Genomic DNA, 23,606 nt, shown 5'->3' with positions numbered 1-23,606 from the left:
CCTCAGGATTGATTCTTTGGCAAGGATAGACCCAGGCTAATCCCGCTCCAATACCACAAAGGCCAGGGCATGCTCGCGTTCGTCCGTGATGGAGACATGGCTGCGTACCACGCCACGCTGCAGCAGAAAATCCTGCAAGTCCGGGCTAAATACCAGTATGGGCTTGCCCTGCGCATCGTGGCTGACCGCAATGGCAGTCAGCAAAACCGGCTGCACCACCCCGGTGCCCACAGCCTTGGACAGTGCCTCCTTGACGGCAAAGCGCTTGGCCAGGAAACGGGCCTGATCGGCTGCCGTCAGAAAATCCGGAATTTCCGCCTCGGCCAGGATACGCCGACCAGCCTTGTCACCCCAGCGTTGCAACAGGCCCTGCATGCGGGCGATTTCCACCATATCGGTGCCGATGCCGTAGATCATGCCTGCTCCTTGCGTCGTGCAAAGCGAACACGCAGCAGCCACAACATCAGGCAAGGCAGCCAGACATATAGCAGCTCGGTATAGACTACGCGCCAGCCTTTGGCCGTCAGCCATAGTCGTGGTGAGATGGGTGCCCCTTCAATCGGTCGCCATGGCAGCAGATAGCGCTGCATGTCGAATGGCATGAACAAGGCTGGGCCATGCGTGGCATCAGTCAGCATATCCAGTCCGGCATGACTGGCGATGACCGCAAACAGCAGCAAGCAGGCCGAGTGCAAGGACCAGCCCAGACGCCGCCACAAACCGCGGCTGCAAGCAGTCAGCAACAGCGCCGCCAGCAGGGCCAGCAGCAAGGAATGCGATACACCACGATGCCCCCAGGGGCTGGCATAAGGAATGCCAAGCTTGAAGGTGACCACGTCCAGATCGGGCAGCATGGCCGCGGCAGCACACAGCAGCAATACCTTCAGACCATCGGCGCGCGAGGCCGATGCAGTGCCGGTGCCAGCCAGACGCAATAGCGTGGCCCCGGCTAGCGCATGGCTGATTACGGTGGGCATGCTGCTCAGCCCTGGCGGGCTTCCTGCATCAAGGTCTTCATGTCGCGTACGGCGCGGTCCAGGCCAACAAATACCGCCTGGCCGATAATGGCGTGACCGATATTCAGCTCGGCAATCTGCGCAATGGCGGCAATCGGCTTGACGTTGTGATAGTTCAGCCCGTGGCCGGCGTTCACCACCATGCCCAGCTCGGCGGCAAAAGCCGCTGCGCCACGGATGCGTGCCAGCTCAGCCTCGCGCTCGGCAGCATGTACCGCGTCAGCATAAGCACCGGTGTGCAATTCAATCACCCGGGCACCGGCTTCGTAAGCCTTGCTGATCTGGGCACGATCCGGGTCGATGAAAATGGATACCCGGATGCCGGCCTGTTGCAGGGTTTCGGTGTAATGGCAGACATCGGCATAGTGGCCCAGCACATCCAGACCGCCTTCGGTGGTGACTTCTTCACGTTTTTCCGGTACCAGACAGACGTCTTCCGGAGCCACCGCCAGGGCATTGGCCAGCATTTCCGGCGTCATGGCCATTTCCAGATTCATGCGGGTCTTGACGACCTGACGCATGGCCACCACGTCGGCATCCTGAATGTGGCGGCGGTCTTCACGCAGATGCAGGGTAATCAGGTCAGCACCCGCCGTTTCGGCAACGAGTGCGGCCTCGATCGGGCTGGGGTAGCGGGTACCGCGCGCCTGGCGCAGGGTGGCGACATGATCGATATTCACACCAAGCAAAATCATCTTCAGCTCCTGTTGCGCAGGCCTCAGTCGGCAATGGCGTTGATGGCCTGCAAGAGTTCACGCGAGGCCAATGGCTCCTCGCCCAGCAAATCGGTAAGCAGCAAGCGTAGCAGGCTGCGGGCCGCACGGCGGGTGCTGGCGGCGGCATAGTCATCCGCCTCGATGGCCAGCAACTCGGCACCGGGCAAGCAGACTGATGGCCCAGTTGGCCCGCCACTCGCCCGTTCGGGCAGGGCACCGCCCCGGCACAGGTAGTCGGCTGCGGGGTCGATCAGCTCGCCATGCAGGTCGCACGCGAAGCTGCCGGCATAGCCCAGCGCCTGCAATAGCCGCAATTCGTAGCGACGCAGCACACTGGACAGGGAATGCGTCTGTGCCAGCGCACGCACCGCCTGATCATAAATGGTGAAGGCACGCGGCTCGGCATCATCGCGAGCCGTCAGCTTCAGCATCAGTTCATTGAGATAGAAGCCGCAAACCAGCCGGATGCCGGACAGTTGCGGCACGCCGCCATTCCACTCGGCGGTATGCAGGGTACGTACTTCACCCTTGCCAAACCAGGACAGGGTCAGCGGCTGAAACGGCAGCAGTACGCCGCGAACATCTGCCCGTGGTCGGCGCGCACCGCGTGCCACCAGGGTAAAGCGGCCGTGCTGCGGGGTGAACACCTCGACCAGCAGGCTGGTTTCGCGGTAGGGCTGGGTGTGCAGCAGGTAGCCGGGCTGGCGGTCTACCCTGCCCTGCTGGCTCATGCGTCCCGGCCCTGCCCGCTGGCATGGGCCCGCTCTACCCGCGCCACTTTCAGCGAGAAATCGCGATACCACACCTCGCGCCCCAGCTTTTGCGCGACCAGATGCTCGGCATGCTGGCGCCAGGCGGCAATCGCCTCCACGCTGTCCCAGTACGACACGGTAATGCCAAAGCCGGCACTGTCACGCGCGCTTTCCGCACCCAGATAACCGGGCTGGACTTCGGCCAGACGCAGCATGCGTTCCGCCATATTGGCGTAGCCCTGGTCGGCAGCGCTGCGTTGCGAGGAAAAGATCACCGCCCAATATGGCGGAGAAGGCAGCTTGAGCGGCATCAGTTCAGGCCGAATTCCCGCAGGAAGCGCACGTCGTCAGCCCAGCCGGATTTGACCTTGACCCAGACTTGCAGGAAGACCTTGCCATCGAACAGCTTTTCCATGTCCAGGCGTGCTTCGGTGGAAATTTTCTTCAGCTTCTCACCACCCTTGCCGATGACGATGGGTTTCTGGTTGTCCTTGTCCACCAGTATGGCGATGTGAATGCGACGCAGCGCGCCATCCATTTCGAACATCTCCACTTCCACATTCATTTCATACGGCAGCTCTTCGCCCAGATAGCGGAACAGCTTTTCGCGGACGATTTCGGCAGACAGGAAGCGCTCGCTCTTGTCGGTCACCATGTCGTCCGGATACAGCGGCATGGATTCCGGCAGATGCGGTCGCACCTTGTCCAGCAGCTCGGACAGACGCTGACCGTGCTTGGCACTGACCACTTCGCAGTCGGCAAACTGGAATTCGGCGCGGACGCCATCGATGAATTCCTGCAGCAGGAACTTGTCCTTGACCTTGTCCAGCTTGTTGATCACCAGGATGACCGGCGTGTGTTTGGGCAATAGCGCCATCACTTCGCGATCGGCCGCGCTGCAGCGCATGGCTTCCAGGATGAACAGCACACAGTCGACGCTACCCAGCGAGTCTTTCACGCTCTTGTTCAGCGTCTCGTTGAGTGCGCCCTTGTGGAAGGTCTGAAAGCCCGGGGTATCGACAAAAATGAACTGGGCGTTGTCTTCGGTATGAATGCCGTTGACGCGATGGCGCGTAGTCTGCGCCTTTTTCGAGGTAATGCTGACTTTCTGGCCGATGAGATGGTTCATCAGCGTCGACTTGCCCACATTGGGGCGGCCAACAATGGCAACAAAGCCACAATGATATGCGTGTTCGGTCATGGGTGTTTCTTGCCTGTGGCCAGTTTTTGTTCAAGAAGCAGCAGCGCGGCTTCTGCGGCCTGCTGTTCGGCGGCGCGGCGGCTGCCGCCCTCACCGCTGGATTCGATCATCAGTTCACCCAGATCGCACACTACCTTGAACCATTGTTCGTGGGCTTCACCGGTCTGGGTCTGGATACGGTACTTGGGCAAAGGCCATTTGCGCGCCTGCAGGGCTTCCTGCAAGCGGGTCTTGGCATCCTTGGCATGTTTAGTAGGGTCAATGGCCGCCACGCGACCTGCGTACAGGCGGCGCACCACCTGCTCGGCGCGCTGGAAATCCGCATCGAAACTGACTGCGGCAAAGGTAGCCTCCAGCGCATCCGCCAGAATCGACGGCCGGTTGAAGCCGCCACTTTTCAGCTCGCCCTCACCCAGGTACAAGTACTCACCCAGTTTGAGCTCGTGGGCGATTTCGGCCAGGGTGTTCTGGTTGACCAGATTGGCACGCAAGCGTGACAGCTCTCCTTCACTCAGGCGCGGAAACTGGTCAAACAGCATGCGCGCCACGGTGTAATTGAGAATGCTGTCGCCAATAAATTCGAAACGCTCGTTATTGGACGCAGCAAAGCTGCGATGTGTCAGCGCCTGGCGCAGCAGATCGGGCTTCTGGAATGCATAATCCAGCGCCTGTGACAGGCGCCGGAATCGGGTTTCAACTTGGTTCACTGTAGTTACTGGGGTGTCTGTCCGGCCTGGGTATCGAAATCGAAAGCCAGGCTGACATTGGCAAACAGCGGAACTTCGCGGCGATAGGCTGCGCGCACGAATACGCTGTTAGCGGTGGTGATGATGGTGAGGTTTTCCGGCTTGATCGACGAAATCCCCCCGACCATGGCGTGATTCATGAATTCCCGGCGCAGTTCGATGTCACCCTTGCCGGTTTCCCCGGCCATGGCGGTAACCGCCTTGCGAACCTCGGCGTACTCGTTGTACACCGGCAGCACCTTGCCAGCCAGCAGGAAGCCGGCACCGACAATGAGCATGATGAACAACACCGAAATGACTGACAAACCTCGCTGACGCTGCATGGAATTCCCCCTGCCGGAAAACGGTGTCAATGAATGGCCTTGCCGATACGAGACAGCGAACTGAAGTTCATCCAGATCAGGAAGGCCTTGCCAACCATCAAGCGATCTTCCACAAAGCCCCAGTAACGACCATCCAGGCTGTTGTCGCGATTGTCGCCCAGCATGAAGTAATGGCCGGCCGGCACCTTGCACACAAAGCCGTTATCGTCGTACTGGCACTGATCGCGACCCGGAAAATCAGCCACCTGACCCAACGCCACGACCGGCGCTTCTGGAATATTCAGCACCTGGTAGGGCTTGCCATCCATGACTTCCTTGAACTGTTCATTGTGAATCATGGCCATGCCCTGCTCAAGATACTCGTAAGTGCCGTCTTTTTCATCCGGCACTGCCTTGCCATTGATGGTCAGGCGCTTGTTACGGTACTCCACCACATCGCCAGCCACGCCGATGACCCGCTTGATGTAATTCACCTTAGGGTTGGGCGGATAGTTGAACACCACCACATCGCCACGGCTTACCTTGCCCACCGGCACCAGCACATTATTCAGCACCGGCACGCGGATGCCATAAGCAAACTTGTTGACCAGGATGAAGTCACCCACTACCAGACCGGGGCGCATCGAGCTGCTGGGAATCTGGAAGGGTTCTACCAGGAAAGAGCGCAGCAGGAACACCACCAGGATGACCGGGAAGAAACCACGTGAGTATTCGACAAAGTGTCCGGGCTCACCGGCGCGCTTCTTGGCCAGCAGCCACTTGTCCAGGCCCCATACCACGCCGGTAATCAGCACAAACACCAGCATCACCGCAGTGAAGCTCATGTAATTGGACAGCAGGCCGAAACCACCGATGACCAGGGCCAGATAGCCCCACTGCACCGAAACCGGCCAATCCTTGGCACCGGCTTCACGCTGACCGCCAAAACCCACCAGCATGCCGCCCACAATGACGGCAACGGTAAATACCCAGAACAGGTTTTCGCCCACTTATTTTTCCCCTACTTGAAGAATGGCCAGGAAAGCCTCTTGCGGGATTTCCACGTTACCCACCTGCTTCATGCGCTTCTTGCCGGCTTTTTGTTTTTCCAGCAGCTTTTTCTTACGAGTGATGTCGCCACCGTAGCACTTGGCCAGTACGTTCTTGCGCAAGGCCTTTACTGTTTCACGGGCAATGATATGCCCGCCAATGGCCGCCTGCACAGCGATATCAAACATCTGGCGCGGGATCAGTTCGCGCATTTTGGAGACCAGCTCACGGCCACGATATACGCTGGAAGCACGGTGCACGATCAGGCTCAGCGCATCCACTTTCTCGCTGTTGACCAGTACATCCAGCTTCACCAGGTCGGCGCACTGGAATTCCTTGAACTCGTAGTCGAGCGAAGCATAGCCACGGCTGGTGGACTTGAGACGGTCGAAGAAGTCCATCACCACTTCATTCATCGGCATATCGTAAGTGAGCATCACCTGGCGGCCCAGATACTGCATATTGCGCTGCACACCACGCTTCAGGGTACACAGGGTGATGACCGCGCCGACATAGTCTTGCGGCACCAGGATATGGGCAGTGATGATGGGTTCGCGAATTTCTTCCACCTTGCCCGGGTCCGGCAGGCGCGACGGATTGTCCACATGGACTACGCTGCCGTCTTTCAACACCAGCTCGTACACCACGGTCGGCGCCGTGGTGATCAGGTCCATGTCGAATTCGCGCTCCAGTCGTTCCTGCACGATTTCCAGGTGCAACAGACCCAGGAAGCCGCAACGGAAACCAAAGCCCAGTGCCTGCGATACCTCGGGTTCGTACTTGAGCGAGGCGTCGTTCAGTTGCAGTTTTTCCAGCGCATCGCGCAGGGCTTCGTAATCGTGGCTTTCCACCGGATACAGGCCGGCAAATACCTGCGACTGCACTTCCTTGAAGCCCGGCAGGGCTTCGGTGGCCGGCGTTTTCATCAGGGTAATGGTGTCACCCACCTTGGCCGATTTCAGCTCCTTGATACCGGCGATGATAAAGCCCACCTCGCCCGCGTTCAGCACATCGCGCTGTACCGACTTGGGCGAGAACACACCAACCTGCTCCACCAGATGCTCGGCACCAGTGGCCATGAACTTGATCTTGTCCTTGGGACGAACCTGGCCATCCTTGACCCGCACCAGCATCACCACGCCGACGTAGTTGTCGAACCAGGAGTCGATGATCAGGGCTTTGAGCGGGCCATCCGGATTGCCTTCCGGCGGCGGAATCTTGCTGACCACCACTTCGAGGATGTCCTGAATGCCGATACCGGACTTGGCCGAGGCACGCACGGCATCAATGGCTTCGATGCCGATGATGTCTTCGATTTCCTGGCTGACGCGTTCGGGTTCTGCCGCCGGCAGGTCGATCTTATTCAGCACCGGCACCACTTCCACCCCCAGGTCGATGGCGGTATAGCAGTTGGCTACGGTTTGCGCTTCCACACCTTGCGAGGCATCCACCACCAGCAATGCGCCTTCGCAGGCGGACAGCGAGCGGGAAACCTCGTAAGAGAAGTCGACGTGCCCCGGGGTGTCGATCAGGTTCAGGTTGTACACCTGACCATCAAGCGCCTTGTATTGCAGGGCAGCTGTTTGTGCCTTGATGGTAATGCCGCGCTCTTTCTCGATATCCATCGAGTCGAGCACCTGGGCACTCATTTCGCGCAGTTCGAGGCCACCGCAAAACTGGATGAAGCGGTCGGCCAGGGTCGATTTGCCATGGTCGATATGGGCAATGATCGAGAAATTTCTGATATGTTTCATCGGTATCCAGCAAAAAGATAAGGGCACGCTGGCGTGCCCTCTAACAACTCACACTGGCGCGGATTTTAGCCGATTTCGCCCAAATGTGCAGCCAAAGCAGGAATATCCAGATGCCAGTGACAAATCTGGTGCTCACCGTCCATCAATACCGGCACCAGTTCATTGAATCTGGCCTCAAGAATCGGGTCGGCATCCACATCCACCACATCCAGCTCAAAACCATGCCTGGCTTGCCATGGCTGCAGTTCGGCCAACATTTGATGGCACAAGCTGCAGTACTCACGGAAATACAAGGTCAGCTTCATTCTTCCCCACCAATGGCTAATGGAATAAACAGCGTCATGCCCTGGCGCAGCACCTGCAAGGCCAGTGTGCTGCCCTTGGGTGCAGTGGTCACCGCAGCCTTGAACTGGCCAAAACTGCTGATGGCCTCACCGCCCAGCCCGACGATGACATCCCCGGCTTGCACGCCGGCACGGGCAGCCAGCCCGCTGGCTCTCCGTACTTGCAGGCCATACTTGATACCTGCCTTACCCAGCTGCTGCGGTGTCAACTCGGCCAATGCCAGGCCCAGCTGCTTCATGTTCTGCGCATCCGGCGTGGCCTGTGGTGCACGATACTCGCGCTGGGCTGTGCGGGCATCTTCATTTTTCAGTTCTTCCGGCACCACGCTCAGCTTGAGGCTGGCGCGATTGCGCCACACTTCCAGCGCTACTGGCTTACCTGGCCGGATAGCACCAATCAGCCGCGGCAGATCGGAAGACGAGGCAACGGCCTGCCCCGCCACCGACAGGATGATATCACCGGCACGCAATCCGGCTTTGTCTGCCGGGCTCTTTTTCTCAACCTCATTCACCAGCGCACCAGCTGGCTTGCTCAAGCCGAAAGAGGCCGCCAGATCCTTGCTCAGCTCCTGGATGGCCACGCCAATGCGACCACGACTCACCTTGCCGGTGGCCTTGAGCTGATCAGCCACATTCATCGCCACATCGATGGGAATCGAGAAGGAAATACCCATGAAACCGCCAGAGCGGCTGTAGATCTGCGAGTTAATGCCGATCACTTCACCCTTCATATTAAACAGCGGCCCGCCGGAATTACCCGGATTGACCGCAGCATCTGTCTGCAGAAAGGGGACGAAATTCTCATCCGGTAACAGGCGATTCTTGGCTGATACGATGCCGGAGGTCACGGTATTCTCAAAGCCGAAGGGCGAGCCAATGGCCAGCACCCACTCGCCCACGCGCACATCAGCCATATTACCCAGCCGTGCCACCGGCAGGTCTTTGGCCTCGATCTTGAGCAGGGCCACATCGGTGCGGGCATCCGAGCCAATCACCTTGGCCTTGAATTCGCGCTTGTCGGTCAGGGTGACGGTAATTTCATCCGCACGCGCCACCACATGGGCATTGGTCAGCAGATAGCCATCGGCAGAAATGATGAAACCGGAACCCAGTGAGCGCTCCTGCCGCTCCTGTTGCTGCTGTGGCGCAAAGCGGCGGAAGAATTCGAAGAAGGGATCGCCCTCCATGCCTTCTGGCAGGCTGCTGACATTCTGCTTGATGGTCGCCGTGGTACTGACATTGACCACCGCCTTGCCCTCGCTTTCCACAATGCGGGCAAAATCGGGCAAATCGGCAGCAAGCACGACAGCAGGTTCAATAGTGAAGGCAGATGCCGCCAGCATGGCAGCAACGATCAGCTTTTTGATCGACATAGTCGCTCCATCTTGATGTGGTTTGCACAGAACAACAGGAAAGGGAATCAAAATGGCCTGCCCTGCCGTAAAACGGAAAGGCAGGCCATGCACCATCATGGTTTGAGTGCGATCTTGAGATTCCGGATCATCGCCATCATGGTCGGTTCGGGCAGATCACCCACCAACGTGACCAGGTAGTCGCCCTGCGCAGCAGTCGCCATATTGACGGCACCATGCAGGTTGACCGCACGCTCCGGACGACCCTCAGTCTGCGGCTCGATAAACAACGACAGCATGACCAGCCCGTCGCTGAACACCATATGCCGTACGGTACGCTCCGCCTGCCCCGGCAGCGTGCGCTGCACGGCCCGCAACAGCTTGAAGCCGCTGGGCATGCCACTCACCTCGGACGGGGCATCGGCATCAAGCGCCATCGCCGGCGCGCTGGCACTACGCAATACATAATTCTGCTTGTATTGCGGCCGGAAAGCACCCTTGTCCTTTGGCCCCTGCAATTCGATTTCGGTAAAGGTGAACTGCTCTACCGCATCACCGGCCGCATTCTGGGTAATCACCTTCAAAGGCAGGAAACTGGTCGGCTCCACGCACATGCGCAGCAGGTAGCGCTTGCTGTCTTTCGGCTTGAGATCGAACCAGTTGCAATCGCGCTGGGCTACCCTATCCTTGCCACCGCGCTTGATGCCATAAGACTGGGCGATATTACCGATATCCTCAGGCAGCAAAGCCGGAAACAGGCGCATGGCACTGACTTTGGCGGCAGACAACGACTTGGCATCCGGCGCGTAACAGGTTAGCTCCTGTCCCTTGCGGATAATTTCACGCGATGGACCATCCAGCGAGGTGCGCTTTTCCTGGATGTTATCGCCGGAACCGCTACGCACGATGCGGAAGGTTTCCAGCGAACTGTTCATCTGATGCAGGTAGGTACCATTCAATGGCTGCTGCCTTGCGGCGGCAGCCACCTTTTTTACCACCAGCCAGTCATCATCCGCATGGGCCAGCACCGCCACGCCCATCAGGCAGACCCCGGACAGCTGTGTCAGACGCATCAGTGGCGAACTCCATTTCCGTAGGAAACCTTGTATACGCTCTGATCCGCCGTCATCTCCTGATGCGCAGCCAGATACAGGTCGTCATGCTGCTGTGCCGGCTGCAAGGCGGCAACCGGCACGCCACGATCGGCCATGGCAGAAGCGGCATTGCCATGTGACAGCTGCTGCCAACCTACCACCGCGGCAAAGCTGACGCTGGCGGCCAGCGCCACGGCACCGGCCCGGCGCGTACGCACCGGGGCAAACCAGCGCCGCGGAGCCAATACGGTAGGTTCGGTGGCCAGGCGTTCGGCCACTTGCTGGCGTACATTCACCGCCACATGGCTGTTCGCGCGCATGGCATCACCAATCAGGTGATAGGCATCCCAGACCTGCTTCAGATCCTCTTCATCAGCGATGGCATTGATGGCCCTCTGTGCAAGCTGCCCGTCCAGCTCGCCGTCCATCAGCGCGGATAATTTTTCTTTCATAAGCTACCACCTTCTGTTTTTGGCCGTATCCAGCAGTGGCCGCAATTCGGCAGCAATCGCCTCACGCGCACGGAAAATCCGCGAGCGCACAGTGCCAATCGGACAGTTCATTACCTGTGCAATCTCTTCGTAGGATAGCCCGTCCATTTCACGTAATGAAATGGCCGTTCTAAGCTCCTCCGGCAAGGCTTGCACGGCAGCATTCACTGTCGTCACGATCTCCTTGTTCATCAGCTCGGTTTCAGGCGTATTCATGTCGGGAACTTGCGACGCCAGGTCGAAGCTCTCGCCATCCTCGTCCTCAAACTCACTGTTCACCACCGGACGTCGCCCGGCTGAACTGAGGAAATTCTTGGCAGTATTGATGCCGATTCGGTACAGCCATGTGTAAAACGCGCTCTCGCCGCGGAATGACGGCAAAGCGCGATACGCTTTGATAAATGCCTCTTGCGTCACATCTTCGATGTCCGAGCCGTCGCGAATAAAGCGTGACAAAAGTCTAGCCAGACGACGCTGATATTTTGCAACAAGCAGGTCGAAAGCTCTTTTTTCACCTCGCTGGGCACGCTCCACCAACTGTTGATCGATATCACGATCACTCATGTCGTTGTAATGCTCCCTGAATTGTCCACTGGTTTAGTTGTATGTACGGCTGTGCGGACACAGCACTAGACCGTGGCACGTGCAATGAGTTCCCCCGAGCTTGCTGCTGCGAAACATACCAGAGCTTGGGTAAAACATGAACCACCTTCGCCTGCCCCGCTGTCGATAGAGCATTTGCACTCCAACCAAGCACTTGCTAGAATGCTCTGCAATGTCACCCGCATCCAACTAAGGACCCCGCCATGAGCACACCCGGTCAACGCTTTCGCCTCGCTGTAGAACAGGAAAAACCGCTGCAAGTCGTGGGCGCCGTCAACGCCTATGCCGCACGTCTGGCCGAACACTCCGGTTTCAAGTCCCTGTATCTGTCGGGTGGCGGTGTGGCTGCCTGCTCCTGCGGCATTCCGGACCTGGGCATCACCACCCTGGAAGACGTGCTGATTGATGTGCGTCGCATTACCGATGTGACCGAACTGCCGCTGCTGGTGGATATCGATACCGGTTGGGGTGGCGCTTTCAATATCGCCCGCGCCATCAAGAGCCTGGAAAAAGCCGGCGCTGCTGCCGTACATATCGAAGATCAGGTACAGCAAAAGCGCTGTGGCCATCGCCCGAACAAGGCCATCGTCAGCCAGGAAGAAATGGTCGACCGCGTCAAGGCGGCAACCGATGCGCGCAAGGATGACAGCTTCGTCATCATGGCCCGTACCGACGCACTGGCGGTGGAAGGACTGGACTCGGCCATTGCCCGCGCCGTGGCTTGCGTGGAAGCCGGTGCCGACATGATCTTCCCGGAAGCCATGACCGATCTGGCCATGTACAAGCAATTCGCCGAAGCCGTTGGCGTGCCGGTGCTGGCCAACATTACCGAATTCGGCTCGACCCCGCTGTTCACCACCCAGGAACTGGGTGAAAACGGTGTATCGCTGGTGCTGTATCCGCTATCCGCCTTCCGCGCCATGAGCCAGGCCGCCCTGAATGTCTACGGCGCACTGCGCCGCGATGGCACGCAGAAAAACGTGCTGGACACCATGCAAACCCGTATGGACCTGTACGAGCACCTGGGTTACCACAGCTACGAACAAAAGCTGGATGGGCTGTTTGCCGAAGGCAAAAACAAGTAATTGCCCGCAGCAGCAAAAACAGACACGTAGCAATCGCCAGTGCACGGTCCGCACCAACCGGACCGCACCGGCCGCAATAACAACAGCAAGACGAGAAACTTCATCTTAGGAGAAATGGCATGACTGAAGTGGTTCTGACTGGCAAGCCGAAGAAATCGGTCGCTCTGTCCGGCGTTGCCGCCGGCAATACCGCCCTGTGCACGGTTGGCCGTACCGGCAACGACCTGAGCTATCGCGGCTATGACATTCTGGATATTGCCGACCAGTGCGAATTCGAAGAAGTTGCCTTTCTGCTGGTACACGGCAAGCTGCCTAACAAGGCCGAACTGGCCGGCTACAAGCAAAAGCTGAAAGCCCTGCGCGGCCTGCCGCAAGTGGTGAAGAGCGTGCTGGAAGCCCTGCCCGCCTCCGCCCACCCGATGGACGTGATGCGCAGCGGCGTATCCGCTCTGGGCTGCACCCTGCCGGAAAAGGACGACCACAATATTGCCGGCGCTCGTGACATCGCCGACCGCCTGATGGCTTCCTTCGGCTCCATGCTGCTGTACTGGTACCACTTCAGCCACAACGGCAAGCGTATCGATGTGGAAACCGATGACGATTCCATCGGCGGCCATTTCCTGCACCTGCTGCATGGTGAAAAGCCGTCCGAGCTGTGGGTGAAGGCGATGCATACCTCGCTGATCCTGTATGCCGAGCACGAATTCAACGCCTCCACCTTTACCAGCCGCGTGATTGCCGGTACCGGTTCGGACATGTATTCCAGCATCACCGGCGCCATTGGCGCGCTGCGCGGCCCCAAGCACGGCGGTGCCAACGAAGTGGCGTTTGAAATCCAGAAGCGCTACGACAATCCGGATGAAGCCGAGGCCGACATCAAGGCCCGCGTCGAACGCAAGGAAGTGGTCATCGGCTTTGGCCACCCGGTGTACACCATCTCCGATCCGCGCAACAAGGTGATCAAGGAAGTGGCGCGCAACCTGTCCGCCGCTGCTGGCGACAGCAAGATGTTCGACATTGCAGACCGCCTGGAAAGCGTGATGTGGGACATCAAGAAGATGTTCCCCAATCTGGACTGGTTCTCCGCCGTGTCCTATCACATGATGGGCGTGCCCACTGCCATGTTCACCCCGCTGTTCGTGATTGCCCGTACCAGCGGCTGGAGCGCACACGTGATCGAGCAACGTATTGACGGCAAGATCATCCGCCCGTCGGCCAACTACACCGGCCCGGACGATCAGGCCTTCGTGCCGCTGGCACAACGCTGATGGTCAGGGGAGCTAAGCCGCAAGGATAGCTCCCCGCTTTGCTTCCACCCTGAGAGTTTTAGCGACGCCATGAACAAAAACTACCGCACCCGATTGCCCGGCAGCCAGCTGGACTACTACGACACCCGCGCCGCCGTTGACGCCATTGCGCCCGGCGCCTATGCCACCCTGCCCTACACCTCGCGCGTACTGGCCGAGCAACTGGTGCGCCGCTGCGACGCCGATCTGCTGACCGATGCGCTCAAGCAACTGATCGAACGCAAGCGTGATCTGGACTTCCCCTGGTATCCGGCGCGCGTGGTATGCCACGACATCCTGGGCCAGACCGCGCTGGTGGATCTGGCCGGTCTGCGCGACGCCATCGCCGACAAGGGGGGCGACCCGTCGCTGGTAAACCCGGTAGTGCCGACGCAGTTGATCGTCGACCACTCGCTGGCAGTGGAGTGCGGTGGTTTCGACCCGCAGGCTTTCGAAAAAAACCGCGCCATTGAAGACCGCCGCAATGAAGACCGCTTCCACTTCATCGAGTGGACCAAGACCGCCTTCAAGAATGTGGATGTGATTCCGGCCGGCAACGGCATCATGCACCAGATCAACCTGGAAAAAATGTCACCAGTGATTCAGGTGCGTGACGGCGTGGCCTTCCCCGACACCTGTGTCGGCACCGACAGCCACACCCCGCACGTGGATGCGCTGGGCGTGATCGCCATCGGCGTGGGCGGCCTGGAAGCGGAAACCGTCATGCTGGGCCATCCGTCCATGATGCGCCTGCCGGACATCGTCGGCGTCAAGCTCACCGGCCAGCGCCAGCCCGGCATTACCGCCACCGATATCGTGCTGGCGCTCACCGAGTTCCTGCGCAAGGAACGCGTGGTGGGTGCTTATGTGGAATTCTTTGGTGATGGTGCTGCCAGCCTGTCGATTGGCGACCGTGCCACCATCTCCAATATGTGCCCGGAATATGGCGCCACCGCCGCCATGTTCTATATCGACCAGCAAACCATCGACTACCTCAAGCTGACCGGCCGCGAAGCCGAGCAAGTGGCGCTGGTGGAAAACTATGCCAAGGTCAGCGGTTTGTGGGCCGACAGCCTGGAGAGCGCGCAATACGAGCGCGTGCTGGAGTTCGATCTGTCCAGCGTAGTGCGCAATATGGCAGGCCCGTCCAACCCGCACAAGCGTCTGCCCACCTCGGCACTGGCCGAGCGCGGTATTGCGGTTGATCTGGCCAAGGCCCAGGCAGAAGAAGCCGAAGGCCTGCTGCCGGATGGCGCGGTCATCATTGCCGCCATCACCAGCTGCACCAACACCAGCAATCCGCGCAATGTAGTAGCCGCCGCCCTGCTGGCCAAGCGTGCCAATGAACTGGGCCTGGTGCGCAAGCCGTGGGTGAAATCGTCGTTCGCCCCCGGCTCCAAAGTCGCCAAGCTGTATCTGGAAGAAGCTGGCCTGCTGCCAGAGCTGGAAAAGCTCGGCTTTGGCATCGTCGCCTATGCCTGCACCACCTGTAACGGCATGTCCGGCGCACTGGACCCGAAAATCCAGCAGGAAATCATTGAGCGCGACCTGTACACCGCTGCGGTGCTGTCCGGCAACCGTAACTTCGATGGCCGCATCCACCCCTATGCCAAGCAGGCATTCCTCGCCTCACCGCCGCTGGTCGTAGCCTACGCCATTGCCGGCACCGTGCGCTTTGACATCGAAAAAGACGTACTGGGCGTGGTGGATGGCAAGGAAATCCGCCTGCAGGACCTGTGGCCGTCCGATGCCGAGATTGATGAAATCGTTGCCCGCTGCGTGAAGCCGGAACAGTTCAAGCAGATCTACATCCCGATGTTCGATCTGGGCAGCTTCGAAGCAGCCAAGAGCCCACTGTACGACTGGCGTCCGATGTCCACCTATATCCGCCGCCCACCCTATTGGGAAGGTGCATTGGCCGGAGAGCGCACGCTCAAGGGCATGCTGCCGCTGGCGGTATTGCCGGACAACATCACCACCGACCACCTGTCGCCGTCTAACGCCATTCTGGCTAGCTCGGCTGCCGGTGAATACCTGGCCAAGATGGGCTTGCCGGAAGAGGACTTCAACTCCTACGCCACCCACCGTGGCGACCACCTGACCGCCCAGCGCGCCACCTTTGCCAACCCGCAGCTGCTGAATGAAATGGCAGTGGTGGACGGTGTGGTGAAGAAGGGTTCGCTGGCGCGGATCGAGCCGGAGGGCAAAGTCACCCGCATGTGGGAAGCCATTGAAACCTATATGGCGCGCAAGCAGCCGCTGATCATCGTTGCCGGTGCCGACTACGGCCAGGGCAGCTCGCGTGACTGGGCGGCCAAGGGCGTGCGGCTGGCCGGGGTGGAAGCCATCGCTGCCGAAGGCTTCGAGCGCATTCACCGTACCAATCTGGTGGGCATGGGCGTGCTGCCGCTGGAATTCCAGCCCGGCGCCACCCGCAAGACACTGGCGATTGACGGCACGGAAAGCTACGACGTAGAGGGCGAAATCTCGCCGCGCGGCACGCTGACGCTGGTGATTCATCGTCGCAATGGCGAAACCGTGCGCGTACCGATGCTCTGCCGCCTGGATACCGCCGCCGAAGTGCGGGTGTATCAGGCTGGCGGTGTGCTGCAGCGCTTTGCCCAGGACTTCATCGAGTCCACCCAGACTGTTTGAGTTTTCACCCCCCGGCCCGGCGGTGTGTCCCCGCTGTCGGGCCGGATCAGGGTGACCCCATCACTCAGCGCAGCGGTCAGCCGGCAAGGCTGGCCGCTGGCTTAACTTTCATCACCCGGCGCGGCCCTGCTCCACGACGCGCCGGCAAGGAGACTTTGCATGGCCCATGCTCCGCAAATCCGCATCCCTGCCACCTATATCCGCGGCGGCACCAGCAAAGGGGTGTTCTTCCGTCTGCAAGATCTGCCCGCCGCTGCCCAGCAGCCCGGCCCGGTGCGCGATGCCATCCTGATGCGGGTCATCGGCAGCCCCGACCCCTACGGCAAGCAGATTGACGGCATGGGTGGCGCCACCTCCAGCACCAGCAAGACGGTGATCCTGGCCAAGAGCAGTCGCCCCGATCACGATGTGGACTACCTGTTCGGCCAGGTGGCCATCGACAAGGCCTTTGTCGACTGGAGCGGCAACTGCGGCAACCTGTCCGCGGCTGTCGGCTCGTTTGCCATCATGAGCGGACTGGTCGATGCCAGCCGCGTCCCGGCCAACGGCGTGGCCACCGTGCGCATCTGGCAGGCCAATATCAGCAAAACCATCATCGCCCATGTGCCCATCACCAATGGTGAAGTGCAGGAGACCGGCGACTTTGAATTGGACGGCGTCACCTTCCCGGCGGCGGAAGTACAGCTGGAATTCCTCGACCCGGCCGACGAAGGTGATGGCGAGGGCGGCGGCGCGATGTTCCCCACCGGCAATGTGGTGGACACGCTGGATGTACCGGGCGTGGGCAGTTTCCAGGCCACCATGATCAATGCCGGCATCCCCACCATTTTCCTGAACGCGGCCGAGCTGGGTTACAACGGCAGCGAACTGCAAGACGCTATCAATAGTGATACGGCTGCGCTGACGCGCTTTGAAACCATCCGCGCTCACGGGGCCATCCGCATGGGCCTGATCAAGGACATTGCCGAAGCCGCCACCCGCCAGCACACACCCAAGATTGCCTTTGTCGCCCCGCCGGATGGCTATACCGCGTCCAGTGGCAAAGCAATTCACGCCGCAGACATCGACCTGCGCGTGCGCGCCATGTCCATGGGCAAGCTGCACCATGCCATGATGGGCACCGCTGCCGTGGCCATCGGCACCGCCGCCGCCATTCCCGGCACGCTGGTCAATCTGGCTGCCGGTGGTGGCGAACGCCAGTCCGTGCGCTTTGGCCACCCTTCCGGCACGCTGCGCGTGGGCGCCGAAGCCAGGCTGGAAGATGGCCAGTGGCAGGTGAGCAAAGCCATCATGAGCCGCAGCGCGCGCGTACTGATGGAAGGCTGGGTACGTATACCGGGTGATGTGCTGTAACACTGCGCCGCTGGCACCATGAAAAAACCGCCTGACCAGGCGGTTTTTCTATTACAGCACTCAGGCACGGCTCAGATGTCGGCCATGACCTCACCCAACCGCACCGGGCTGGCCGGCTGCCACTGCGGATTGAACTGCAAGCCCGTGCTCTGCGGGAACAGCAACACCACGGTGGAACCGAGCTGGAAGCGGCCCATTTCCTCACCCTTGCGGATGACAATCTGCTGGTCCTGATAATCCCAGCGCTGCACACGCCCCGGGCGCGGCGGGTTCACCACGCCATGCCATACCGTAGCCATGCTGCCGACAATGGTGGCCCCCACCAGCGTCAGCACAAAGCGGCCATGCGGCCCTTCGAACTCGCACACCACGCGCTCATTACGCGCAAACAGCCCCGGCACACCACGTGCCGTGGCCGGATTCACCGAAAACAGCGCGCCCGGCACATAAGTCATGCTCAGCAGGCGACCATCGCAAGGCATGTGGATACGGTGGTAGTCACGCGGACTCAGATAGATGGTGGCAAAGAAGCCATTTTGATAATGCGCCGCCATGGCGGCATCCCCACCCACCAGCGCGATGGTGGAGTAATCATGCCCCTTGGCCTGGAAAATATGTTGCTGCCGGATGGGGCCGAACTGGCTAATCGCGCCATCCACCGGGCAAATCAGGGCACTGGCCGCCAGTGGGCGGGCACCAGCACGCAAGGGACGGGTAAAAAACTGGTTGAAGCTGGGATAGCTGGCGATATCGGCGTTGGCCGCCTCGGCCATGTTGACTTGATAACGGCCAACAAACCAGCGGATCACCGCCGTGGTCAATCCACCGGCTTCGGCGCTGGCCAGCTTACCGGCCAGAATAGTCAAAGCCTGCTTGGGCAGGAGGTATTGCAGCCATACGGCGAATCGTTCGGACACTGTTTCAATACTCTGAATGCGGACAGCCGTACATTATAAGCGCTCCGGCCCACGAATGCGAAAGCTTGCTCCGCCTTGGCGGGTAGCCCTGTCCCGCCTACCGTTATCCCTGGCGATTGAGACAGGCCCTGACTAGAATAAAGCACCATCAGTACTGGTTCGAACAACCCAAGCGAGGAATAACTAATGAGCACACTGAAAGTTCTGGCCATTTGCGGCAGTCTGCGTCGCGCATCTACCAATATGGGCCTGCTGCGCTATGCGCAAGCCCATGCTCCGGCGGGCGTGAGCATCGAGATCGCCGACATCAGCCAGCTTCCCTTTTTCAATAGCGACATCAGTGAAAAGCCCGCTGCGGTTCAACAGTTGCTGGCACAGCTGGCAAGTGCTGATGCCCTGCTGCTGGGCTGCCCGGAATACAACTATTCCATGGCTCCGGCACTGAAAAATGCTCTGGACTGGGCTTCGCGTGAGCCGGACAACGCACTGCTGGCCGGCAAGCCGGTGGCGATTGTCGGCGCTGGCGGCGGCATGGGGACTTCACGTGCGCAATACCACTTGCGCCAGACCTGCGTATACCTCGACCTGCACCCGCTGAACAAGCCGGAAGTCTTTGCCAACGCCTTTGCCGGTGGTTTTGACGCCGAGGGCAACCTGACAGACGAACGTCTGCAAGCGCTGGTAGTACAACAGCTGCAGGCGCTGCAAGCCTGGGCCGGCAAACTGTCTGCCTGATTCATCAGCTTGCGTCACCAGGCCGGAGCAGCCCCTGGGCGCTCCGGCCTTATTACATTGATTTTTACTAAAATTTTCCCGCCAGCGACCGATAATGAGACATCAGCTTGCCGCTTTGCAGGCAGGCCCTACCTTCCTCTCTGCAGGAGTCGCTCATGACCATCAGCAGCATTCCGGGCAACAGCCTGTCGCTGTACGCCAACCTCAGCAGCACTACCCTGACCGATAGCAAAACCGGTGACAGCATCAGCAGCAGCACGTTGACGGTGGATGAAGTAGTCAGCCTGGGCCAGAACGACAGCAGCAGCCAGCCACTGACCTATGCCAAGCCCGGCAGCGCGGCAACGCAAAACGTGGATGTTTCTGCGCTGCTGGCCAAGTCCAACCAGCAAGTGTCCGATTTCCTCAAACTGCTGGGCAATCTGGTGCAGCAACAGGGGCTGCAATGGAACAAGGTGGTCAGCGGCGAGCAGAAATTGACGGTAGACCCGCAAACCAAGGCAGAAGCCACCAAGGCGGTATCGGAAGATGGTGAACTGGGTGTAAAGAACACCGCACGGCGCATTCTGGATTTTGCCCGACTAGGCATAGGCAGCGATCCCAGCAAGATCGCCAGCATCCGCGACGCGGTGCAACTGGGCTTTGACCAGGCCAAGCAGGCTTTTGGCGGCAGCCTGCCCGATATCAGCACCCAGACCCACGACGCCATCATGGCCACGCTAGACGACTGGCAGAAGAACGGCCTGCCCAGCAATAACGACTACACGCTGATCAGGCCGGACAGCAGTCAGAGCGACAACAGTACGGGCAATGCCTGAACCAGCGCCCTCACCGCGCCGACCACCGTGGCCAGCTTGATGAGGGCGGGTAGCGCTCAGTAAATATCGCGGCCGAAATACTGCGTGCTGAGTTTCTTGAAGGTGCCATTGGCGCGGACGGCAGCAATCGCCTTGTTCAGACGCGCCACCAGCTCCTTGTCTTCCTTGCGCACCGCCATGCCGGCACCTGAACCCAGCACCTCGCGCTCGGCGGCATTGTCACCGTTGATGGAGGGGCCGACAAAGGCAAAAGCCTTGCCTGGCTCGCTCTTGAGGAAACCAGCCTCCACCTGCAACTCATCCTGGAAGCTGGCATCCAGCCGGCCGTTCACCAGATCGGCATAGGCTTTGTCCTGGTCTTCATAGCGCACCACATCCATGCCACGTGGCCCCCAGAACTTGCTCAGATACATATCAGCCGTGGTACCACGCTGCACTCCCACCCGCTTGCCCTTCATGCCTTCAGCCGTGAACTTGAGCGTACTGCCCTTGGTGGCGATCAGGCGTTGCGGTGTGCGGAAATAGCGCTCGCTAAAGGTAACGGCCTTGGCCCGATCAGCGGTAATGGTCATCGACGACATGATCACATCGTATTTCTTGGCGATCAGGCCAGGAATGATGCCATCCCAGTCCTGATTGATCAGCGTGCAGCGCGCCTTCATTTCCTTGCACAGCGCCACGGCCAGATCGGCTTCGAAACCGACGATCTGGCCGGCCGGGTTGAGCGACTCGAACGGCGGATAAGTGGCATCCATGCCGATACGCAGATTATTCAAATCCGTCGCGCCAGCCTGCAGGGCGACAGCGGACAACAGCACGGCACACCAGGGTTTCAGCTTCATCTTTATTCCTCCAAACGACGTAAGTGGACATACGCTCTTGCAAGGGACTACGCACTGCTTGCTGTTATCACGTCACGGCCGGCAAGGGCCGTGACCTTGCTGCTTCAATCCAAGCCTTTTTCCAGCAACAACATGTCACTGAAGGTTTCCTGACGGCGAATCAGCCGGTAATGAGCAGCGTCTTCAATCAGCACCGCTGCCGACCGCGGCTGGGCGTTGTACACCGTCTGGTTTTCCAGCTGATAGGCACCGACATCCAGAAAGGCCACTACATCGCCCACCGCGCTGGTTTCGGGCAACAGGAACTGCTCACCCAGCGGGCCGTGGCGGAAATAGTCGCCACCATCACACAAGGGGCCACCCAGCTTGACCGGCTGATTGTGGCTGTCGGCAATGCGGCTGGCGTTATAGACATAGAAATACCAGTCCTTGTAATCCGGAATGGCGTTGAAGCCGGCATCCAGCATGCGCCAGTCCACCTGGCCTTCCACGCTGCCATCTTCATTGAGCAGGGTCTTGCGTTTGCCGCTGACCAGGCCGGTGAGCAAGACCGCTGCGCTGCCTACCACCTTGCGCCCCGGCTCGATGCAGATTTCGATGTCCTGCCGCCACGCATGCACTTCGCGAATCACTGCCGCAGCAAATTCATCGGCCCCGATATTGGGCTGCATGTTTTCCGGGCCTCCCAGGCCACGGTCGCTGGCATAGCGGTAGGGCGTGGGGATGCCGCCACCGACATTGATCATGTCAAAACGGATATTCAGGGCCTTCTCCAGCTGGTGCGCGGTATCCACCAGCACTCGCGTCGCCGCGGCAAACGGCTCGGCATCCGGCACCTGATCGCCCACATGCATGTGCAGGCCACACAGGCGGACATAGGGCATGGCGGCGACCTGGCGGCAAATCCGCTCGGCATCAGCCAGATCCACACCGGACTTGGCGCGGAAAGCGGTCATCAGTCCCTCATGCGTGGCTGCTTTCACATTGGGCTCCACCCGCAGGCAGATGCGCACCGGCTGCGCCAGGCGACGGCTGATGCGGTCGATGGCGACCAGTTCCTGTTCGCTATCCACATTGATGGCGTGCAATTGCTGGCTGATGGCGAATTCCAGCTCTTCATCACGCTTGACCACGCCGTTGTAGACAATGTCGCTGCCAAGAAAGCCAGCCGCCAGGCAGCGGCGGATCTCGTTGGCGGAGTTGGCTTCAATACTGATGCCCGCCGCGCGCACTACTTGCAATACGGCCAGTAGCGAGCAGGCTTTGGAGGCATAGCAGATACGGGTTGCGGCATGGCCGGCAAAGGCCTGCTGGATTTCGGCGATATTGCGGCGGATTTCCGGCGCGGAATAGACAAACAAGGGTGAGCCAAATTGTGCGGCCAGCGCTGGCAGATCCACCCCTTCGAATTGCAAATGGTTGCCAGCGGCGCTCAGGCGGCGGTCATGCTGCAGGGTGTATTGCCGTTGGGAATCATAATCGTGGTGCATGGCGTCTCCATTTGATGGTGCTGTTTGTTGCCAAACATACGGAAATCACCTAATTTGCACGAACGAATTATTGGCATGGAACTATTCCATTCTGTCATGAACGACACCCATCACCTTCCCTCGCTCTCCGCCCTGCGTGCCTTTGTGACCGTGGTGCAGAGCGGTAGCTTTACTGAAGCGGCACGCCGGCTATTCCTGACCCAAGGCGCCATCAGCAAGCAGATCCGCCTGCTGGAAGAGCATTACGGCACGCCCTTGCTGCAACGCCACAGCCGACAGATACAGCCCACGCCATCGGGCCGCACCCTGCTGCCAGTCGCACAAGACGTGGTGGAAAGACTGAAAGAAGTGGAAAGGCGGCTGAAAACCCAGACCGACATCCTGTCACTACAGGTGTATGTGACGTTTGCCGTGCGCTGGCTGATGCCAAGGCTGGGCAGCTTCTACCAGCAATACCCGCTTACCCAGCTGCGCATGGACAGCATGGTGTACGAGCCTTCGGAGCTGGACCCGAGCATCGACCAGGCTTACATCCTGTTTGGTCGCGGCCACTGGCCCAATATGCAGGCCGAGTTACTGCTGGCGGAGAAACTGAGCCCGGTATGTGCACCCGGCATGCTGGCGCAGCTGACCTGCCTTGAGGATCTGGCGGGGCAGACGCTGTTTCATACCACCCGCGACTACGAGGAGTGGATGGCCTGGCTGGCCAGCCAGCAAATCAGCTCGCTGGCGCAATACAAGCACCAGGTAGTGGACCTGCACCACCTGGCCTGGGCGGCTGCGGCCAGCGGACTTGGGGTAGCCATCGGCGATATGGAATTACTGAAGGACGAACTACAACAGGGCCGACTGGTACGACCCTTCGATACCGTGCTGGAAACCGGTTGCGGCTACTATCTGGCCTACCCCGACAGCTATGCCGATCACCCCGGCCTGCAGGCGCTGTTGAGCTGGATGCGCCAGCAAGCCGCCAGCAGCACTGCCACATAGAAAAAGCCCGGCAT

At 59.8% G+C, this 23,606-nt stretch carries 25 protein-coding genes; 7 read left to right on the top strand and 18 right to left on the bottom strand.

What is annotated here, in order from left to right; genetic code table 11:
* Positions 1-36: 36 nt before the first annotated feature.
* From acpS to rpoE, 15 genes are all read right to left on the bottom strand, one after another.
* A complete protein-coding gene (acpS, locus tag H2Z84_RS01550; RefSeq protein ID WP_181834404.1) occupies positions 37-417 on the bottom strand; it encodes a holo-ACP synthase in 381 nt (126 codons plus the stop codon).
* Positions 414-977: a metal-dependent hydrolase gene (locus H2Z84_RS01545; protein ID WP_181834403.1), complete on the bottom strand. Its 564-nt coding sequence runs from the start codon at positions 975-977 to the stop codon at positions 414-416. Before H2Z84_RS01545 ends, acpS begins: the two co-directional genes overlap by 4 nt.
* 5 nt (positions 978-982) lie before the next feature.
* The gene (pdxJ, locus tag H2Z84_RS01540) at positions 983-1,711 is read right to left on the bottom strand and encodes a pyridoxine 5'-phosphate synthase (RefSeq protein WP_181834402.1); all 729 of its coding nucleotides are present in this window, start codon (positions 1,709-1,711) and stop codon (positions 983-985) included.
* A gap of 23 nt (positions 1,712-1,734) precedes the next feature.
* Positions 1,735-2,463, bottom strand: a complete 729-nt coding sequence (recO, locus tag H2Z84_RS01535; protein WP_181834401.1) for a DNA repair protein RecO — start codon at positions 2,461-2,463, stop codon at positions 1,735-1,737.
* Positions 2,460-2,795 (bottom strand): antibiotic biosynthesis monooxygenase family protein, encoded by a 336-nt coding sequence (locus tag H2Z84_RS01530; RefSeq protein ID WP_181834400.1) that lies wholly within the window; start codon positions 2,793-2,795, stop codon positions 2,460-2,462. Before H2Z84_RS01530 ends, recO begins: the two co-directional genes overlap by 4 nt.
* Positions 2,795-3,685, bottom strand: a complete 891-nt coding sequence (gene era / locus H2Z84_RS01525; protein ID WP_103525224.1) for a GTPase Era — start codon at positions 3,683-3,685, stop codon at positions 2,795-2,797. The genes H2Z84_RS01530 and era overlap by 1 nt, the downstream gene beginning before the upstream one ends.
* Positions 3,682-4,392, bottom strand: coding sequence for a ribonuclease III (gene rnc / locus H2Z84_RS01520; protein WP_124645485.1), 711 nt, complete (start codon positions 4,390-4,392; stop codon positions 3,682-3,684). The genes era and rnc overlap by 4 nt, the downstream gene beginning before the upstream one ends.
* Before the next feature lie 5 nt (positions 4,393-4,397).
* A complete protein-coding gene (locus H2Z84_RS01515) occupies positions 4,398-4,754 on the bottom strand; it encodes a DUF4845 domain-containing protein (RefSeq protein WP_181834399.1) in 357 nt (118 codons plus the stop codon).
* A 26-nt stretch (positions 4,755-4,780) separates the two neighbouring features.
* Positions 4,781-5,743, bottom strand: a complete 963-nt coding sequence (gene lepB, locus H2Z84_RS01510) for a signal peptidase I (RefSeq protein ID WP_181834398.1) — start codon at positions 5,741-5,743, stop codon at positions 4,781-4,783.
* Positions 5,744-7,537, bottom strand: coding sequence for a translation elongation factor 4 (gene lepA / locus H2Z84_RS01505; RefSeq protein ID WP_181834397.1), 1,794 nt, complete (start codon positions 7,535-7,537; stop codon positions 5,744-5,746).
* Between the two features lie 65 nt (positions 7,538-7,602).
* Entirely contained in the window at positions 7,603-7,842 is a 240-nt protein-coding gene (locus H2Z84_RS01500) for a glutaredoxin family protein (RefSeq protein ID WP_181834396.1), read from the bottom strand.
* Positions 7,839-9,254, bottom strand: a complete 1,416-nt coding sequence (locus H2Z84_RS01495; RefSeq protein ID WP_181834395.1) for a DegQ family serine endoprotease — start codon at positions 9,252-9,254, stop codon at positions 7,839-7,841. The genes H2Z84_RS01500 and H2Z84_RS01495 overlap by 4 nt, the downstream gene beginning before the upstream one ends.
* 95 nt (positions 9,255-9,349) lie before the next feature.
* On the bottom strand, positions 9,350-10,306 hold the full coding sequence (locus H2Z84_RS01490; RefSeq protein ID WP_181834394.1) for a MucB/RseB C-terminal domain-containing protein: 957 nt from the start codon (positions 10,304-10,306) through the stop codon (positions 9,350-9,352).
* A complete protein-coding gene (locus H2Z84_RS01485; RefSeq protein WP_181834393.1) occupies positions 10,306-10,779 on the bottom strand; it encodes a sigma-E factor negative regulatory protein in 474 nt (157 codons plus the stop codon). The genes H2Z84_RS01490 and H2Z84_RS01485 overlap by 1 nt, the downstream gene beginning before the upstream one ends.
* A 3-nt stretch (positions 10,780-10,782) precedes the next feature.
* Entirely contained in the window at positions 10,783-11,382 is a 600-nt protein-coding gene (rpoE, locus tag H2Z84_RS01480) for an RNA polymerase sigma factor RpoE (protein ID WP_059287003.1), read from the bottom strand.
* Positions 11,383-11,624: 242 nt separating this feature from the next.
* On the opposite strand from rpoE, the gene prpB reads away from it, so the two are divergent.
* The 4 genes from prpB (at position 11,625) to prpF (ending at position 17,800) form a co-directional block, all read left to right on the top strand.
* Positions 11,625-12,506, top strand: a complete 882-nt coding sequence (gene prpB, locus H2Z84_RS01475) for a methylisocitrate lyase (RefSeq protein ID WP_103525233.1) — start codon at positions 11,625-11,627, stop codon at positions 12,504-12,506.
* A gap of 119 nt (positions 12,507-12,625) precedes the next feature.
* Entirely contained in the window at positions 12,626-13,774 is a 1,149-nt protein-coding gene (gene prpC / locus H2Z84_RS01470; RefSeq protein WP_124645492.1) for a bifunctional 2-methylcitrate synthase/citrate synthase, read from the top strand.
* 69 nt (positions 13,775-13,843) lie between these two features.
* Positions 13,844-16,447 (top strand): Fe/S-dependent 2-methylisocitrate dehydratase AcnD, encoded by a 2,604-nt coding sequence (gene acnD / locus H2Z84_RS01465; RefSeq protein WP_181834392.1) that lies wholly within the window; start codon positions 13,844-13,846, stop codon positions 16,445-16,447.
* Between the two features lie 159 nt (positions 16,448-16,606).
* A complete protein-coding gene (gene prpF, locus H2Z84_RS01460) occupies positions 16,607-17,800 on the top strand; it encodes a 2-methylaconitate cis-trans isomerase PrpF (protein ID WP_181834391.1) in 1,194 nt (397 codons plus the stop codon).
* 71 nt (positions 17,801-17,871) lie between these two features.
* On the opposite strand, the gene asd is transcribed toward prpF, so the two are convergent.
* Positions 17,872-18,717: an archaetidylserine decarboxylase gene (asd, locus tag H2Z84_RS01455; RefSeq protein ID WP_181834390.1), complete on the bottom strand. Its 846-nt coding sequence runs from the start codon at positions 18,715-18,717 to the stop codon at positions 17,872-17,874.
* 186 nt (positions 18,718-18,903) lie between these two features.
* Between asd and H2Z84_RS01450 the strand changes: the two genes are divergently transcribed.
* The gene (locus H2Z84_RS01450; RefSeq protein ID WP_181834389.1) at positions 18,904-19,452 is read left to right on the top strand and encodes an NADPH-dependent FMN reductase; all 549 of its coding nucleotides are present in this window, start codon (positions 18,904-18,906) and stop codon (positions 19,450-19,452) included.
* Positions 19,453-19,607: 155 nt separating this feature from the next.
* The gene (locus tag H2Z84_RS01445; RefSeq protein ID WP_181834388.1) at positions 19,608-20,270 is read left to right on the top strand and encodes a hypothetical protein; all 663 of its coding nucleotides are present in this window, start codon (positions 19,608-19,610) and stop codon (positions 20,268-20,270) included.
* Between the two features lie 56 nt (positions 20,271-20,326).
* Here the strand turns inward: H2Z84_RS01445 and H2Z84_RS01440 are convergent, their stop codons facing one another.
* Together H2Z84_RS01440 and dokD are read right to left on the bottom strand one after the other, a co-directional pair.
* Positions 20,327-21,112: an ABC transporter substrate-binding protein gene (locus H2Z84_RS01440; protein WP_124645498.1), complete on the bottom strand. Its 786-nt coding sequence runs from the start codon at positions 21,110-21,112 to the stop codon at positions 20,327-20,329.
* Positions 21,113-21,216: 104 nt separating this feature from the next.
* A complete protein-coding gene (dokD, locus tag H2Z84_RS01435; protein WP_181834387.1) occupies positions 21,217-22,602 on the bottom strand; it encodes an ornithine/lysine decarboxylase DokD in 1,386 nt (461 codons plus the stop codon).
* Between the two features lie 75 nt (positions 22,603-22,677).
* Here dokD and H2Z84_RS01430 point away from each other — a divergent pair, with 75 nt between their 5' ends.
* On the top strand, positions 22,678-23,592 hold the full coding sequence (locus tag H2Z84_RS01430; RefSeq protein WP_181834386.1) for a LysR substrate-binding domain-containing protein: 915 nt from the start codon (positions 22,678-22,680) through the stop codon (positions 23,590-23,592).
* The last annotated feature ends 14 nt before the right edge of the window (positions 23,593-23,606 follow it).

This window comes from Aquitalea aquatica (genome assembly GCF_013911085.1).
GTDB classification, from domain to species: domain Bacteria; phylum Pseudomonadota; class Gammaproteobacteria; order Burkholderiales; family Chromobacteriaceae; genus Aquitalea; species Aquitalea aquatica.
The sequence above is the reverse complement of the archived record's forward strand: the minus strand, read 5'-3'. Positions and strand labels throughout refer to the sequence as shown.

Bases quoted from the DNA above. Each gene is read 5' to 3' on its own strand.
- acpS (WP_181834404.1), bottom strand. From the start codon at position 417: ATGATCTACGGCATCGGCACCGATATGGTGGAAATCGCCCGCATGCAG.
- H2Z84_RS01545 (WP_181834403.1), bottom strand. From the start codon at position 977: ATGCCCACCGTAATCAGCCATGCGCTAGCCGGGGCCACGCTATTGCGT.
- pdxJ (WP_181834402.1), bottom strand. From the start codon at position 1,711: ATGATTTTGCTTGGTGTGAATATCGATCATGTCGCCACCCTGCGCCAG.
- recO (WP_181834401.1), bottom strand. From the start codon at position 2,463: ATGAGCCAGCAGGGCAGGGTAGACCGCCAGCCCGGCTACCTGCTGCAC.
- H2Z84_RS01530 (WP_181834400.1), bottom strand. From the start codon at position 2,795: ATGCCGCTCAAGCTGCCTTCTCCGCCATATTGGGCGGTGATCTTTTCC.
- era (WP_103525224.1), bottom strand. From the start codon at position 3,685: ATGACCGAACACGCATATCATTGTGGCTTTGTTGCCATTGTTGGCCGC.
- H2Z84_RS01515 (WP_181834399.1), bottom strand. From the start codon at position 4,754: ATGCAGCGTCAGCGAGGTTTGTCAGTCATTTCGGTGTTGTTCATCATG.
- lepA (WP_181834397.1), bottom strand. From the start codon at position 7,537: ATGAAACATATCAGAAATTTCTCGATCATTGCCCATATCGACCATGGC.
- H2Z84_RS01500 (WP_181834396.1), bottom strand. From the start codon at position 7,842: ATGAAGCTGACCTTGTATTTCCGTGAGTACTGCAGCTTGTGCCATCAA.
- H2Z84_RS01495 (WP_181834395.1), bottom strand. From the start codon at position 9,254: ATGTCGATCAAAAAGCTGATCGTTGCTGCCATGCTGGCGGCATCTGCC.
- H2Z84_RS01490 (WP_181834394.1), bottom strand. From the start codon at position 10,306: ATGCGTCTGACACAGCTGTCCGGGGTCTGCCTGATGGGCGTGGCGGTG.
- H2Z84_RS01485 (WP_181834393.1), bottom strand. From the start codon at position 10,779: ATGAAAGAAAAATTATCCGCGCTGATGGACGGCGAGCTGGACGGGCAG.
- rpoE (WP_059287003.1), bottom strand. From the start codon at position 11,382: ATGAGTGATCGTGATATCGATCAACAGTTGGTGGAGCGTGCCCAGCGA.
- prpB (WP_103525233.1), top strand. From the start codon at position 11,625: ATGAGCACACCCGGTCAACGCTTTCGCCTCGCTGTAGAACAGGAAAAA.
- prpC (WP_124645492.1), top strand. From the start codon at position 12,626: ATGACTGAAGTGGTTCTGACTGGCAAGCCGAAGAAATCGGTCGCTCTG.
- acnD (WP_181834392.1), top strand. From the start codon at position 13,844: ATGAACAAAAACTACCGCACCCGATTGCCCGGCAGCCAGCTGGACTAC.
- prpF (WP_181834391.1), top strand. From the start codon at position 16,607: ATGGCCCATGCTCCGCAAATCCGCATCCCTGCCACCTATATCCGCGGC.
- H2Z84_RS01450 (WP_181834389.1), top strand. From the start codon at position 18,904: ATGAGCACACTGAAAGTTCTGGCCATTTGCGGCAGTCTGCGTCGCGCA.
- H2Z84_RS01445 (WP_181834388.1), top strand. From the start codon at position 19,608: ATGACCATCAGCAGCATTCCGGGCAACAGCCTGTCGCTGTACGCCAAC.
- H2Z84_RS01440 (WP_124645498.1), bottom strand. From the start codon at position 21,112: ATGAAGCTGAAACCCTGGTGTGCCGTGCTGTTGTCCGCTGTCGCCCTG.
- dokD (WP_181834387.1), bottom strand. From the start codon at position 22,602: ATGCACCACGATTATGATTCCCAACGGCAATACACCCTGCAGCATGAC.
- H2Z84_RS01430 (WP_181834386.1), top strand. From the start codon at position 22,678: ATGGAACTATTCCATTCTGTCATGAACGACACCCATCACCTTCCCTCG.